At 44.9% G+C, this 14286-nt stretch carries 13 protein-coding genes; 9 read left to right on the top strand and 4 right to left on the bottom strand.

Going from position 1 to position 14286, the window contains the following annotated elements:
* The first annotated feature begins 3 nt into the window (after positions 1-3).
* Both RT717_RS06665 and RT717_RS06670 read left to right on the top strand, forming a co-directional pair.
* Positions 4-1704, top strand: coding sequence for a PAS domain-containing hybrid sensor histidine kinase/response regulator (locus RT717_RS06665; protein ID WP_317490961.1), 1701 nt, complete (start codon positions 4-6; stop codon positions 1702-1704).
* 342 nt (positions 1705-2046) lie between these two features.
* The gene (locus tag RT717_RS06670) at positions 2047-3744 is read left to right on the top strand and encodes a response regulator (protein ID WP_317490962.1); all 1698 of its coding nucleotides are present in this window, start codon (positions 2047-2049) and stop codon (positions 3742-3744) included.
* Between the two features lie 4 nt (positions 3745-3748).
* Here the strand turns inward: RT717_RS06670 and RT717_RS06675 are convergent, their stop codons facing one another.
* Both RT717_RS06675 and RT717_RS06680 read right to left on the bottom strand, forming a co-directional pair.
* Entirely contained in the window at positions 3749-4561 is an 813-nt protein-coding gene (locus RT717_RS06675) for a GNAT family N-acetyltransferase (protein ID WP_317490963.1), read from the bottom strand.
* Positions 4562-4563: 2 nt separating this feature from the next.
* The gene (locus RT717_RS06680) at positions 4564-6180 is read right to left on the bottom strand and encodes an aminotransferase class I/II-fold pyridoxal phosphate-dependent enzyme (RefSeq protein ID WP_317490964.1); all 1617 of its coding nucleotides are present in this window, start codon (positions 6178-6180) and stop codon (positions 4564-4566) included.
* 129 nt (positions 6181-6309) lie between these two features.
* On the opposite strand from RT717_RS06680, the gene RT717_RS06685 reads away from it, so the two are divergent.
* The gene (locus RT717_RS06685; RefSeq protein ID WP_317490965.1) at positions 6310-6681 is read left to right on the top strand and encodes a DUF7793 family protein; all 372 of its coding nucleotides are present in this window, start codon (positions 6310-6312) and stop codon (positions 6679-6681) included.
* A 70-nt stretch (positions 6682-6751) separates the two neighbouring features.
* Here RT717_RS06685 and sucC read toward each other — a convergent pair whose 3' ends face one another.
* Complete coding sequence (gene sucC, locus RT717_RS06690; RefSeq protein ID WP_317490966.1) at positions 6752-7963, bottom strand: ADP-forming succinate--CoA ligase subunit beta; 1212 nt, start codon at positions 7961-7963, stop codon at positions 6752-6754.
* A gap of 136 nt (positions 7964-8099) precedes the next feature.
* On the opposite strand from sucC, the gene RT717_RS06695 reads away from it, so the two are divergent.
* The 6 genes from RT717_RS06695 (at position 8100) to pncA (ending at position 13189) form a co-directional block, all read left to right on the top strand.
* Positions 8100-8765, top strand: coding sequence for an ABC transporter ATP-binding protein (locus RT717_RS06695; protein ID WP_317490967.1), 666 nt, complete (start codon positions 8100-8102; stop codon positions 8763-8765).
* On the top strand, positions 8762-9652 hold the full coding sequence (locus RT717_RS06700) for a DMT family transporter (protein WP_317490968.1): 891 nt from the start codon (positions 8762-8764) through the stop codon (positions 9650-9652). Before RT717_RS06695 ends, RT717_RS06700 begins: the two co-directional genes overlap by 4 nt.
* A gap of 208 nt (positions 9653-9860) precedes the next feature.
* Positions 9861-10274 carry a four helix bundle protein gene (locus tag RT717_RS06705; protein WP_317490969.1) on the top strand — a complete coding sequence of 138 codons (414 nt, stop codon included), beginning with the start codon at positions 9861-9863 and terminating at the stop codon, positions 10272-10274.
* Between the two features lie 37 nt (positions 10275-10311).
* On the top strand, positions 10312-11055 hold the full coding sequence (locus tag RT717_RS06710; RefSeq protein WP_317490970.1) for a YebC/PmpR family DNA-binding transcriptional regulator: 744 nt from the start codon (positions 10312-10314) through the stop codon (positions 11053-11055).
* Positions 11056-11112: 57 nt separating this feature from the next.
* The gene (locus RT717_RS06715) at positions 11113-12591 is read left to right on the top strand and encodes a nicotinate phosphoribosyltransferase (RefSeq protein WP_317490971.1); all 1479 of its coding nucleotides are present in this window, start codon (positions 11113-11115) and stop codon (positions 12589-12591) included.
* Positions 12584-13189: a bifunctional nicotinamidase/pyrazinamidase gene (pncA, locus tag RT717_RS06720; RefSeq protein WP_317490972.1), complete on the top strand. Its 606-nt coding sequence runs from the start codon at positions 12584-12586 to the stop codon at positions 13187-13189. The genes RT717_RS06715 and pncA overlap by 8 nt, the downstream gene beginning before the upstream one ends.
* Before the next feature lie 60 nt (positions 13190-13249).
* Here pncA and gap read toward each other — a convergent pair whose 3' ends face one another.
* Positions 13250-14257, bottom strand: a complete 1008-nt coding sequence (gap, locus tag RT717_RS06725; RefSeq protein ID WP_317490973.1) for a type I glyceraldehyde-3-phosphate dehydrogenase — start codon at positions 14255-14257, stop codon at positions 13250-13252.
* Between the last annotated feature and the right edge of the window lie 29 nt (positions 14258-14286).

A 14286-nucleotide genomic window follows, 5' to 3' on the forward strand; every position in this document is an offset into this window, starting at 1 on the left:
GAAATGAGTGTAATTACGGATGATGATCGACTGGATAAAATCAATGCCTTAATTGTCAAACTGGCGTCCGGTAACCTGGATGCCAGAGAAACTCCCTCCGATGATTTTGATGAGGTAGATGCAATTATTGCAGGGATCAACATGCTTGGTGAAGAACTGGAGAGTTCCACTGTGTCCCGCAATTACCTAAAAAGCATCTATGATGGTATTGTGGACATGGTCATCATAGTAAAGGAAAACGGCCTTATTCAGGGAGTCAATGGTGCCGTCACGAAGCTCCTCGACTACTCGGAGAACGACCTGGTTGGGAAGAATTTGTCAGACGTTTTCAAGTCCGATTCTGCTGAACCTTTGGGTTTTCTGGAGCACCTGAGAGATGATAGCAGTCTTCATAACATTGAAGGCATGGTGATGGGCAAATCTGGAAAAGAAACGCCGGTTAGCACCTCCTGCTCCATTTTGATTGACTCAAAAGGTGAGCCTGCCGGGCTGCTGCTAGTGGCCAAGGACATGACTGTTCAGAAACAGATTGAGGCTGAACTTAAGAAAAGCAAAGAAGCGGCGGAGTTGTCCAATCGGATGAAAAGCAGTTTTTTGGCCAATATGAGCCATGAAATCAGGACGCCTCTCAATGGAATTCTTGGATTTACCGAATACCTCATAGGGATGAGCATTAGCGACGAGCAAAAGGAGTACCTTCAATTGATTGAAAGTTCCGGGCAAACGCTAATGAAGCTTTTAAGCGATATTTTGGATCTCAACAAGATAGAAGAAGGTAAGCTCGGGTTTGATCACGTGCCCATTCATTTCAAAGAGACCATGACCTCTTCTCTTCAGCCATATAAATACATGGCCAACGAAAAGGGAGTAGCATTTGGTCTAGAGTTTGAGAATTTTGATGAAATTTCCCATGTGTATTGCGACCCTACCCGTGTAAATCAAATAATGGTAAACCTGGTAGGAAACGCTCTGAAATTTACCAGCAAAGGAAAAGTAAGTGTCAAACTAAGCATTTCCCCTATTGGCGATGGCAAACGAGCGATGATCAGAGGTTGTGTTTCCGACACAGGTATAGGTATTCCAGATGACGTTAAAAATGATATTTTCAAGGCATTTGTGCAGTCCGATTCGTCCATTACAAGGAGATTTGGCGGTTCAGGACTGGGTTTGTCGATAGTAAAAGAGCTTATTCATTTGATGGGAGGGGAAATCAGTATTGGCAGCCCTTCCCACATAGGCACGGCTGAAAACCCCGGCTCTGAGTTCAATTTTAACTTCTCTGTAGACATAGCCGAAGCACCGGTAAATGAAACATTAGAGAAGTTTGAAAAGCTGGAGTTTACAACGCAGTACAAGTTACTTGTGGTGGAGGACAATGAGATGAATCGTATTCTCGCAGGGAGGGTATTGAGCAAGTTTGGAGCAACGGTTGAATACGCCGTGCATGGCAAGGAAGCGGTACAAATGCTGAAAGTGAACGATTACGATGCCATTTTAATGGATGTTCAGATGCCCGTGATGGATGGACTTCAAGCCACACGGGTTATCAGGAGACTGGGGTATGACTTGCCCATTATTGGCCTGTCGGCCAACGTGTTCAAGGAAGATATAGACAGGAGCAGGCAAGCCGGCATGGACGATCACATTGGCAAGCCATTTACCAAATTATCCATTTTTAGAGCGTTGAAAAATGTGCTAGAATAGATTAGGCTTAATTCAATGTTGTGCGCCACATTACCTGTTTTTACCCACGTTAGTGGGAACGGATTCATTTCTTCCTGGTTACCTACAGCACTCAATAGCCAGTTTTTGATGACAAAGATGAGTTGTTTTGGCCATGTTGACCGTCTACAAACTTCTGATCGGTAGTTGACCACTTTATGATTCTATAAGGTTTTCTCTTCCTTTGCATTAAATTATGCTGGAAATTAACGTCTTCGAACTATAATTGTAAATTAGAGGGAGTTTAACCGTAGACCAGTGTCAGGTAAATAATATGGACCATCTCTTTTGCTGAAATAGTCGAAAATGTAAAGCGTACGCCAGATGCTTCCGAAACACGAGATTCCAGATCACCTCAAGGGCAGAATAGACGACATAATACAATTGGTATATGAGATAGCCAATGGTAATTTCGAATATCGGCTTCCTCGCTATGGATTCAATGATGAATTGGATGGCCTTGTCGGTGGGATCAACATGTTGGGTGAAGAGCTCAAGTCCTCCATGGTATCCAAAAATTACCTTGAAAGCATTTATAAGGGAGTAGTAGATGTCCTTTTCATCCTTGACATCGATTTTCGAATTGAGGAAGTGAATGAAATCACACTGGAAAAATTCAATTGTGAAGAAAGTGCTCTACTCAAACGGCCACTTGCCGAACTGCTAAGCGAGAATGAACAGATACTCCTTGAAAGGGTGAGGGCGGAACTTGGCGAGAAAAACATTTGCCGGATCAATGAGTTGCACTTCTGCTTTAATGGCGAACTGTCCAAGCCGCACTCAGCCACGTTTTCCTATCTCCTCAACAGTCAGAATCAGCCGTCCAATATCCTGCTAATTGCTAAAGACGTCTCTGTTTTTAAGGAAGCAAGGGAAAGGGCAGAGGCATCCAATGAGGCCAAAACACGGTTTTTGGCGAATATGAGTCATGAAATAAGGACGCCCCTTAGTGCCATTTTAGGGTTTATCGACCTAATGTTTGAAACTTCTCCTACAGAGGAGCAGCAAAATTTTCTACGGCTTATCAAGGCTTCCGGTGAAGACCTCTCAAAACTGATTAATAACATTCTGGATATTAATAAGATTGAGGCAGGCAAGCTTACGCTTGAACAAATAGAATTTCAGTTTGAGGAAATAATGAAATCAAACTTGAATCCTTATCGCTACCTGGCCAGGGAAAAAGGGATCGATTTGTCTATCTCTATTGATCCCGCTATACCTAAAGTGCTTATTGGCGACCCTCAAAAGATAAACCAGATAGTCCGAAACCTTGTAAGCAATGCGGTGAAGTTTACAGTTACCGGCAATATAAATGTGAATTTCACCAGCTTGCCAGCCAAGGCAGGTTATGCTGTTATTCAGGGAGATATTATCGATTCGGGGATCGGCATCCCCTCCAATAAGCTAAACGTTATTTTTGACAGCTTCACGCAGGCCGATGACTCCACTTCCCGTAACTATGGAGGATCCGGTTTAGGGCTCACAATCTGCAGGTATTTGCTCAACTCCATGGATGGAGACATAAAAGTAGAAAGCCCACCGGTGAGTTTTGGGTTCGAAAAAGGCACCGCATTCACATTTACCATGGAGCTCAAGGCGGCAGACTCGCAGGTTGTGAAGCCAAGAGAGGAAGCGCAAACCTTGAAGCTGAAGTTCAGCCGGCAATACCACATACTTGTGGTTGACGATAACGATCTTAATCTGAAGCTTGCGAAACGGGTGCTGGAAAATCTGGGAGCCAAAGCGCTAGTGGCCGACAGCGGACAGAGTGCGTTGGAACTCATCAACATCCATGACTTTGATTTGGTTTTCATAGACATTCACATGCCGGAAATGGACGGCTACGAGCTGGCCGCAAAAATCAGGAAAATGCAGTATAATATGCCTCTTATAGCCCTTTCGGCAGATGCTTATGAGGAAGCTGTGCTAAAGTCGCTGCAGTCGGGTATGAATGCCCATGTTAAAAAACCATTTACAAAGGAGGAGATTTTTGTCGCCTCGAAGGGGTTTTTAGAGCTTTAGTACCTTATTTTTTTTGAATGATCCCCATCATTTCGATAGAGTAGTTGTCTTTGGCTTGAATAAAAGCAACTCTGGGATAAATGGTGGCCCCTAGTTTCTTTTTCTCAAAGGAAGAGGAGTAACCGAAGTTTATTTTCTTAAAGCCCAACGACTGCGCTCTCACAATTGTTTGATACAGCATTTGCCGATAGGTCTGATACTTCTGCACATAGTCATAGTCCATGCCAATGAATGCTGGTACGTAGGTTATATTATTGTTGTTGAAACAGAACATGACCGCAATGGGGTTGTCGGTTTCATTTTGTTCTTGTTTTTCTTTTTTAAGCCTCAGTATAATAAACTCCCAGTTAGTATCTGCCGACATCTTTTCAAAAACGCTCTTGTTGAAAGGGAATGTATTGACATCTAAATTCTTGCTCCAGACGTTTTGGTACAATGCCATGAACTGGCGAATCTCATCTTCGGCAAGGGTCTGTTTTACTTCAATGTCGAAGTAGTCTTCAAAGGGAGCCACGTCTTGCCTGAAATGCTTTCTGGATTTGCTGGAAAGAGTTGAAATATATTCTTCTGTGTTTGCCCACGACAGGTCTTCCACAGTACATGATTCTGGGAGTGTAGTTTTGAAAAAACCTTTCTTCAACACATACTCTTCAATTTCGGTATCGCTTTCGTCGAAGTCCCTTAGCACAATGGAAGAAGGCTTGAGAAGTTCATCCAGTTCTTCTACTTTTTCGATAATCAAGTCCATCGCATTTTGCCATCGGTCATCATTTTTATCAAGAAAGAGATGTTGGCCTTCAGTAAACAGCGACCCCATAATTAGTGCTGTTGACACCATGAAGCCGGGCTCTGATTTCCTTTTTCTTCAAACTCCTTTGAAATTGAAGCTGGCGCCAGCATGTCTTCTTTCCAAAGAGCGAAAGTAAAAAAGGTAGCAGCTATCACTTTTTTATTTTCATCACGAACGAGAAGATAAAAGAACTGCCAGTTATTTTCCTTCTCTTCATTATCAGTAAAGGTTTTCTCAAGAAACTGAAGCCCCGCATGATTGAAAACACCCTCTCCTCCAAAGTACGTGTCCCAGATTTTAGCGTCAATCTCACCGGCAGAGCGGAAGGTTTCTAGTGTCAGTGTTTCTGTTTTGCTGGCAGCGACTTTATTTTCTTTTTCAATAAGAGGAAGGTCAAAAATCTTTCTTACACTATTCATCGAATAGCGCTCCTCCTCCAGGGCCTTGGGAAAGTTTTCATTCAACGCCGCCACCAACTGCTCGATGTCCTCACGCTGGTTATGTCTGGAGATTGTAAATCTGATCCCGGTTTTCTTCACTGGTACAGCCGGAAAAATACCCATGTTACCATAGAAGCCGGCATCATACATTTTGTTAACAAAATTGTAGCCCACTGCGGGTGCACCTGCTCCAATATAGAAAACCGGGCAGTCATTTCTATCTACCAGCGGTAAATCTGTTTGTGCCAGTAAATCATTGCAATAGTCTATTTTGTCACGCAATTCCGCTTGCATCTCAACAATCTCAGGGCTCAGGTGAATCTTAGCAGAGGCAATGGCTGCCGCTACAGATGCCGGTTCGAGCTGCGCAGAAAACGTAAGTGGCCCTCCAAAGTTTTTGACCTTATTGAAGTAGGACTGATTGGAAGAAACCAGTATGCCACCGCTTGCGCCAAATGACTTGCTGAGTGTACTGAAAAGGAATACATTCTCGGGCAGTTCTTTGTATTGGTTCAGCACATAACCGGTTCCGTTCTCGCCTACCCAGCTCATGCCATGCACATCGTCGAAGTATAGATATAGCTGGGGGTATTTAGCGCACAACGCTTTGAGTTGCTCAATGGGTGCGGTGTCGCCAAACATAGAGTACACACCATCAGCACAATACCATATTTTTTCCCGGCCAGGGCTTAGCGCTTTAATTTTTTCCTCAAGCATATTCATATTGTTATGCCTGATCATATCTACTGTCACTCCTCTGTTTTTTAGCAGGAGGGAGGCATTCTGTACACTCCAATGTACATAGTGATCTAAAATAACCGCATCTTCATCACGCACAATCGATGGGATTACCCCCATATGGCCAAGCGTACTATTTTTCATAACCAGCACGGGAACTTTAAACATGAGATTTAACTTCTCTTCTAGTTCCTGGTACAGCGAATGGGAAACATAACTTTTGGATAGGGGGAACTGTGTGCCAAACTTTTGAATGGCATCAATAGCGGCATCTTTTAACCTTTGATCTTGCTCAAGCCCAAGGTATCCCGTGGTGCCGAAATGAAAAAGATCTTTCCCATTTATTCTAATAGTTCGGCCAGTGAAACGCTCGTCTTCAGTGTGCAGTTGTATGACTCCACGTGATTTTGCGTCCTCTGCTATGGTATTAAGTGTGTCAATTAAGTTATTATGTTTTACTTTTGCCATTTGGGTTAGTTAGATTGCCAGCTAAATTACACCAGCTAAATGTAATATTTGCATTTTAATAAGAAGAGAGGTGCAGAAATTATGTATTTTTCCTCAAGAATTTGACTATTAGTAGTTTGCGATTGATCAATGGACAAGATAGAAAATGAGTTTGCTAGCTTTTTTCTGAAAGATGGGATCTTGCATTTTATCTACAAACCCAACACAGAGTTAGATGTCGATGCAGCCAAGAAGGTGGTTGAAGATAGGAAAACTATTCAGAAGGGCAAGTCATACCCCGTTTTGTGTGATATACGGGGGCTAAAAGATGTGGATAAGGTTGCCCGAGACTTTCTGGCGAAAGAGGGATCTTCTTTGGTGGACGCCGTGGCCCTGGTGGTTGACTCACCTGCGTACGAATTTATGGCTAATTTTTATCTGAAGGTGAGTAAGCCAGATGTGCCGACAAAAATGTTTAGCTCTATGGAGGAAGCGCTAGAATACATTAAAAAATTCAAGTAGTCTGATTCCAGTAAAAACAAAAAACCCATCTCGATAAAGATGGGTTTTAGTATTTGGAAGGCTTGTTTGCTTAAGCCAGTACTTCTTTCACCTTGAGTGCAGCATCTTTTAGCACAATAGCAGGGAATACTTTCAGCCCCGACTCTGCAATTATTTTCGCTCCTTCTTCAGCGTTTGTGCCTTGCAAGCGAACGATGATTGGCACTTTAATCTCTCCGATGTTTTTGTAGGCTTCTACCACGCCAGTGGCTACCCTGTCGCAACGCACGATACCACCGAAAATATTGATAAGAATAGCCTTCACGTTAGGGTCTTTCAGGATGATCCTGAAGCCAGCTTCAACCGTTTTGGCATTTGCCCCACCACCTACATCAAGGAAGTTGGCAGGTTCGCCGCCAGAAAGTTTGATGATGTCCATGGTAGCCATGGCCAGTCCGGCGCCGTTCACCATACAACCCACGTTGCCGTCGAGCTTCACATAGTTAAGGCCTGCAACGCCAGCCTCTACTTCCAAAGGATCTTCCTCGGAAATATCACGGAGCTCGGCAAGGTCTTTATGACGGAACAAGGCGTTGTCGTCAAGGTTAACCTTGGCATCAACAGCCAGAATTTTGTTATCAGAAGTTTTCAACACAGGGTTGATCTCAAACATCGTTGAGTCGCTTCCAATGAATGCGTTATAAAGAGAATGGATGAACTTCACCATTTCTTTCAGTGCGTTACCCTCCAGCCCCAATTTGAAAGCCACCTTACGTGCCTGGAACGGCTGCAAGCCAACAGAAGGGTCGATCCACTCTTTGATGATTTTCTCAGGAGTATGCGCAGCCACTTCTTCGATGTCCATGCCACCCTCAGTAGAGGCCATGATAACATTGCTGGCTTTTGCCCTGTCGAGCAAAATACTCATATAATATTCCTTCGGCTCCGATTCGCCAGGATAGTAAACATCCTGAGCAATGAGCACTTTATTCACCTTTTTACCTTCAGGGCCAGTTTGGTGTGTTACCAGCGTACCTCCCAATATTTTTTCAGCCTTTGGCGCCACTTCATTCAGGCTCTTGGCAAGCACCACCCCATTGGAATCGGTTTCCCTTACTTTGCCCTTACCACGTCCGCCGGCATGGATTTGTGCTTTTACAACATACCAGCTTGTGCCTGTGTCTGCATTGAGGGTTCTTGCAGCTTCCAAAGCCCGTTCTGGCGTATCAGCAACGATACCTTCCTGGATGGTAACTCCGTAGCTTTTCAGAATTCCTTTGGCTTGATATTCGTGAATGTTCATCCTCTAATTTTTTTGTGCGAATCTAAGCCATAGGGGGTGCAATTACAAGCTAAAGTTTAATGGTGAAGAGATCGGTAGTTATAAAGCCTTGAAGGAAAGGCAATCTTTCTATATTTGCAGGGCAACAATTTTTTAGATGCTAAAAGCGACAGGAATAAAGAAAAAATACGGCAACCTTGAAGTATTGAAAGGCATAGACCTCGAAATAGCCAAAGGAGAAGTAGTTTCCATAGTGGGAGCAAGCGGTGCCGGTAAGAGCACTCTCTTGCATATACTAGGTAGTTTGGATACCCCCGACGAGGGCACGATTGAACTCTCCGGTAAAGATGTTTTTAAATTGGCATCGACACAGCTGGCGTCTTTTCGTAACAAAGAAATAGGCTTTGTCTTCCAGTTTCACAACCTGTTGCCAGAATTTACTGCGCTGGAGAATGTGTGCATTCCTGGTTACATAGGCGGCAGAAATGATGATGATGTAGCCAAGCGGGCAAAGGAATTGTTGCAGCTTTTGGGGCTGGGAGCCAGGCTCGACCATAAGCCTTCAGCCCTTTCGGGAGGCGAGCAACAGAGGACGGCCATTGCCAGAGCACTGATCAACAGCCCCTCCATCGTTTTTGGTGATGAGCCAAGCGGTAACCTTGATTCAAAAAATGCCAATGAGCTTCATAACCTCTTCTTCAAAATCAGAGAAGAGTTGGGGCATACATTTGTCATCGTTACCCACAACGAAGAATTTGCTGCTATGGCCGATCGTACATTGGAAATTCAGGACGGCATGGTGCTTACTGATGCGGAAAAATGAGGAGATGGAGGAGCGTGCCGGCAGGGGTAAGGTATATGCTGCTCGCAACTGTGCTCTTCGCCATGATGAAGGTGTGCGTGAAAATGATTCCGCAAATTCCTTCCGTTGAAATCATCCTTTTCCGATCAGTTATTTCATTCATCATTTCATTTATTGGTATTAAGGCCGCTGGTATTTCGCCCTGGGGCACTAACAAGCCGATGCTGATTTTGCGTGGCGTTTGCGGCTCTCTGTCTTTAATTCTCTATTTTATTCTTATTCAGCAGATCCCTCTGGCCACTACTTACACGCTGCTCTATCTGGCCCCGGTGTTCACTACTATTCTGGGAATCTATTTTGTAAAGGAAAAAGTATTTCCAATGCAGTGGGTGTTTTTTGCTCTGTCGATGCTGGGAGTAGTGATCGTAACAGGTTTTGATATCAGGGTGGAGCCTATCCATCTTCTCATTGGATTGCTTTCATCTATGAGTTCGGGTGTGGCGTATAATGTTATCCGTAAACTTAAAACCAGTGAGCACCCGCTGGTAATTATCTTATATTTTCCATTGGTAACCATCCCTATAGCTGGTGTGTATTCTGTTTTTATCTGGGAGCAGCCGATTGGCTGGGAGTGGTTTTGGCTGATCATGGTGGGCATATTTACCCAGTTTGCGCAGTATTTTATGACGAAAGCTTACCAGCAGGAGGAACTTTCAATCATCTCAAGTCTCAGCTATCTCGGCATTGTTTATGGGCTTGGGTTTGGCTTTCTTTTTGGCGAAACCTTTAATCTGTTGACCTACATAGGTATGGCTTGTGTTGTGATGGGGGTGGTCAGCAATATTTGGTGGAAGAAAAAAGGAGAGGAGTTGAGGCGGCGGAAATCGATGGTGAGGAGTAATCAGTAACTGGTAAATAGTAAGCAGTAATCGGCAGTCAGTAAGGAGTAATCAGTGATCCGTAGGTGGTAAATATTACGCAGTAATCTGCGAGAAGCTTGGGTTACTTATAGAAAAATGCTGGCATTGAAGACACAATAGGGTAAATCATTGCTAGAATTAGCCAATTGCCGACATGTAGCTTTAGCATAGGTGATAATTTTTTAAATTTACCGAAATGGAAAAGGGCAACAGATACGTCAGGAGTTTTAGAGATTTGGACGTCTACAAAATGGCAAGCAACCTGACCAATTCAATTTTTGAAATAACCAAGCGGTTCCCGAAGGAAGAGATGTATTCCCTTACTGATCAAGTTAGAAGGTCGTCTCGTTCGGTCGGGGCACAGATAGCAGAAGCCTGGGGAAAGAGACGGTATGAAAAGCATTTCATTAGTAAACTTACAGATGCTGATGCCGAACAACTTGAAACCCAACACTGGATAGAAGTTGCTCTGAACTGCCAGTATATATCTGTGGTAGAGAGGAATGCTCTGATTGAACAATGCAATTACATAGGAAAGATGATCTACTCCATGATAGCAAAATCAAAAATGTTTTGTAGTGGCGGTACGCAAAGCGAAACCGATCACTGATTACCATTCACTGAATACTAATTATCGATTACACAAAATGTCAGGACATAGCAAATGGTCAACGATCAAGCGGAAGAAAGGAGCGCTTGACGCCAAGAGGGGGAAAGTTTTCACCAAACTGAATCGGGAGATTACTGTTGCCATCAAAGAGGGTGGGCCCAATCCAGAAGCAAATACCAGGCTGAAAATAGCTATCCAGAATGCCAAAGGCGCCAATATGCCCAAGGATAATATTGACAGGGCGATCAAGAAAGCCTCAGATGCAGATGCTGACAGCTATTTTGAACTCACGTACGAAGGTTACGGCCCGCATGGTATCGCTATTTATGTGGAGTGCACCACCGATAATCAGAACCGCACAGTCCAAAATGTAAGACATGCCTTCACCAAGCATGGAGGGAGCCTGGGCACTAATGGCTCATTGGAATTTTTATTCGAAAGAAAAGGGAATTTTCAGATCCAAAAGCCGGTGGACTTTGACGAGGATGAGTTTACCCTGGAAGTGATCGATGGAGGAGCGGAAGACCTGGAGGTGGAAGAGGAGTATGTGACGGTGACTTGTGCATTCGAAGATTTCGGTAAAATGCAGAAGAAGCTTGATGAGATGAACGTGCAGGTAGAGAACGCTGAGCTGCAGAGAGAGCCGGCCAACAGGCTTAGCTTAGGGGATGAGGAATTTGTAAAAGTAATGAAGCTCATCGACGCCCTGGAGGATGACGACGATGTGCAGAAGGTATTCCACAACCTGGAGATTACTGAGGCGCAAATGGAATTGATTTGACCTCTTTTAATGTTACTTTCGGATAAGGATTGACACTAAATCAATCCTTTATTATTTATGAAGATTACGAAAGACTTATACAGTGCTTCCATGGCGCTGCTTACCGACCTTTACCAGTTAACGATGGCTTTTGGCTACTGGAAGTCGGGCAAGGCAGACCAGAAGGCTGTTTTTAACCTATTCTTTAGAAACAACCCTTTTGGTGGGGGCTACACAGTCGCCTGCGGCCTGGAATACGTAGTAGACTATCTCAACAACTTTCATTTTTCAAAGCAGGACCTCAGCTACCTGGCTGAGACAACAGGCAACGACGGGCAACCGCTGTTTGAGCCTGCATTTCTCGAGTATCTGGCCAACCTGAAGTTTACCTGTGATATCGAAGCGGTGCCCGAAGGAACCATCGTTTTTCCCCACGAACCTATGGTGCGGGTGACAGGTTCCATTCTTCAATGCCAACTCATCGAAACGCCTCTTTTGAACCTTATCAATTTCCAAACGCTGGTGGCTACCAAAGCTTCCCGCATCTACCAGGCTGCCGGCGGTGATCCGGTTATGGAGTTTGGTTTGAGGAGGGCGCAAGGTATTGACGGAGCGCTGGCCGCTAGTCGCTCCGCTTTTATCGGCGGCTGCACTTCCACCAGCAACGTGATGGCGGGTAAGCTCTTCGGAATTCCGGTAAGCGGTACCCATGCCCATAGCTGGGTGATGTCGTTCGATAGTGAGAAGGAGGCTTTTGAAACTTATGCCGAAGCCATGCCTAACAATACGGTGCTGCTGGTCGACACCTACGACACGGAGGAAGGCATCCGGCAGGCCATCGCTGTCGGAAAGACGATGCAGGCCAAAGGGCAGCAGTTGATGGGTATTCGGATAGACAGCGGTGACCTGGCCTATTTCTCGCAAATGGCCAGAGAGATGCTTGACGAAGCCGGCCTGAAGAATGTGAAAGTTGTGGCCAGCAACGACCTGGATGAAAACCTCATTCAGAGTTTGAAGCTGCAGGAAGCGAAAATTGACGTATGGGGCATCGGCACTAAGCTGGTGACAGCCTATGACCAGCCGGCGCTGGGGGCAGTGTACAAGCTGTCGGCCATTGAGAACAATGGAAAGTGGGAATATAAGCTGAAGCTTTCTGAGCAAACGGTAAAAATGAACAACCCGGGTATCCAGCAGGTCAAGAGGTTCGATGACGGCAGGCAGTACGTGGGCGATATGATTTTTGACGTAAATACAGAGCTGAAAAAGAAGAGCCTCATTATTGACCCGATGGATGCTACAAAGAGAAAAACACTGAATGCGGAGAAGCTAAGTAGTGAAGATTTGCTGGTGCCGGTTTTCAAAAATGGTCGTTGTATCTATGCCTTGCCCGACATAAAGGATATCAAGAAGCGGCACACTGAGCAACTTGGTATGCTCGATAGAAGTGTAAAACGCTTTGTGAATCCACATGTTTACCCCGTAGGGTTGGAGGAAAGCCTTCATAAGGCCAAAACAGAACTGATTCTAAAACTTCGAAAAGTGACTAGCAATGAATAAAGAAGCCCTGATCGTTGTAGACATACAAAACGACTTTCTTCCTGGTGGTGCGCTGGCAGTTAACCAGGGTGATGAGATCATTCCTTTTGTCAATGAGTTGATGGAACAGTTCGACCTCGTCGTTGTTACACAAGACTGGCACCCGGCCAACCACGGTAGCTTTGCGGCTAACCACGAAGGGAAGAAGCCGGGCGAGATAATTGACTTGCATGGACTGCCTCAGATCATGTGGCCGGTGCATTGTGTGCAGGGGTCGAAAGGCGCTGAGTTTGCTTCAAATTTGAATACGACAAGATTTAGGAAAGTATTTCGAAAAGGCACCGACTCCACAATTGATAGCTATAGCGGCTTGTTCGACAACGGGAAGAGGAAGTCGACAGGACTTGGCGAATACTTAAAATCAGAAGGTGTGGAGAAAGTTACTGTGGTGGGGCTGGCTGCCGATTACTGCGTGAAGTTCACCGCTTTGGATGCGAAGGAATTTGGCTTTGAGGTCGTGTTGCCTGTGGCGGGCACACGGGCCGTCAACTTGCGACCAGGTGATTTTGAAAAGGCCCTGAAGGAATTGGAAAGGGCAGGGGTGGAGGTGAGGCGGTAAGAAGTAATCAGTAAATGGTAATCAGTAAAAAGTGACTGATTACCATTTACTATTCACTGATTACTTAACTGAAGCCATATGAAGCACCAAGTCAACCACACGGTTGCTATAGCCCCACTCGTTGTCGTACCATGATACTACTTTCACGAAGTTAGCGTTCAGGCTGATGCCAGCGTCAGCATCGAAGATAGACGAGCGAGCGTCTCCAACGAAGTCGGTGCTTACTACCGCATCTTCAGTGTAGCCCATAATGCCTTTCATAGGTCCATCGGCAGCATCTTTCATAGCTTTTTTGATGTCTTCATAGCTAGCAGCTTTCTCAAGTCTGCAGGTAAGGTCAACCACAGATACGTCAGGAGTAGGAACACGGAACGACATACCAGTCAGTTTACCGTTTAGTGAAGGAATAACTTTTCCTACAGCTTTAGCAGCGCCGGTAGATGATGGGATGATGTTTTGACCAGCGCCACGTCCGCCTCTCCAGTCTTTCATAGAAGGGCCGTCGACAGTTTTCTGTGTAGCAGTGGTGGCATGTACTGTGGTCATCAAACCTTCCACGATACCGAACTTGTCATGAAGCACCTTAGCAAGCGGAGCCAGACAGTTGGTGGTACATGAAGCGTTTGAAACGATATTGATATTGCTCTTGTATTCAGTGTGATTTACACCCATAACAAACATAGGGGTATCATCTTTCGAAGGAGCAGACATTACTACCTTCTTGGCACCTGCAGCAATGTGCTTCTCAGCAGTTTCTTTGGTAAGGAAGAGGCCTGTAGATTCAACTACATACTCAGCGCTAACTTCATTCCATTTCAAATTGGCAGGATCCTTTTCTGCAGTTACCCGGATCGTCTGACCATTTACAACCAGGTTGCCGCCCTTTACGGACACCTCACCCTTGAACAGACCATGGGTGGAGTCGTACTTGAGCATATATGCCATATAATCTGGTTCGATCAGGTCATTGATTCCTACGATTTCGATCGAGGGGTTGTTGATAGCCGCCCTGAACACCAGGCGACCTATACGACCGAAACCATTGATACCTACTTTTACTTTTGTCATTTTCAAAAAAGTTTATGGTTATTACAGAG

This window comes from Imperialibacter roseus, from assembly GCF_032999765.1.
GTDB classification, from domain to species: Bacteria; Bacteroidota; Bacteroidia; order Cytophagales; family Cyclobacteriaceae; genus Imperialibacter; species Imperialibacter roseus.

What these genes read in the sequence shown, in the direction of transcription:
- gap (WP_317490973.1), bottom strand. Translation starts at nt 14,257, where the DNA reads ATGACAAAAGTAAAAGTAGGTATCAATGGTTTCGGTCGTATAGGTCGC.
- RT717_RS06710 (WP_317490970.1), top strand. Translation starts at nt 10,312, where the DNA reads ATGTCAGGACATAGCAAATGGTCAACGATCAAGCGGAAGAAAGGAGCG.
- RT717_RS06685 (WP_317490965.1), top strand. Translation starts at nt 6,310, where the DNA reads ATGGACAAGATAGAAAATGAGTTTGCTAGCTTTTTTCTGAAAGATGGG.
- sucC (WP_317490966.1), bottom strand. Translation starts at nt 7,963, where the DNA reads ATGAACATTCACGAATATCAAGCCAAAGGAATTCTGAAAAGCTACGGA.
- RT717_RS06665 (WP_317490961.1), top strand. Translation starts at nt 4, where the DNA reads ATGAGTGTAATTACGGATGATGATCGACTGGATAAAATCAATGCCTTA.
- RT717_RS06695 (WP_317490967.1), top strand. Translation starts at nt 8,100, where the DNA reads ATGCTAAAAGCGACAGGAATAAAGAAAAAATACGGCAACCTTGAAGTA.
- pncA (WP_317490972.1), top strand. Translation starts at nt 12,584, where the DNA reads ATGAATAAAGAAGCCCTGATCGTTGTAGACATACAAAACGACTTTCTT.
- RT717_RS06670 (WP_317490962.1), top strand. Translation starts at nt 2,047, where the DNA reads ATGCTTCCGAAACACGAGATTCCAGATCACCTCAAGGGCAGAATAGAC.
- RT717_RS06700 (WP_317490968.1), top strand. Translation starts at nt 8,762, where the DNA reads ATGAGGAGATGGAGGAGCGTGCCGGCAGGGGTAAGGTATATGCTGCTC.
- RT717_RS06715 (WP_317490971.1), top strand. Translation starts at nt 11,113, where the DNA reads ATGAAGATTACGAAAGACTTATACAGTGCTTCCATGGCGCTGCTTACC.
- RT717_RS06705 (WP_317490969.1), top strand. Translation starts at nt 9,861, where the DNA reads ATGGAAAAGGGCAACAGATACGTCAGGAGTTTTAGAGATTTGGACGTC.
- RT717_RS06680 (WP_317490964.1), bottom strand. Translation starts at nt 6,180, where the DNA reads ATGGCAAAAGTAAAACATAATAACTTAATTGACACACTTAATACCATA.
- RT717_RS06675 (WP_317490963.1), bottom strand. Translation starts at nt 4,561, where the DNA reads ATGGGGTCGCTGTTTACTGAAGGCCAACATCTCTTTCTTGATAAAAAT.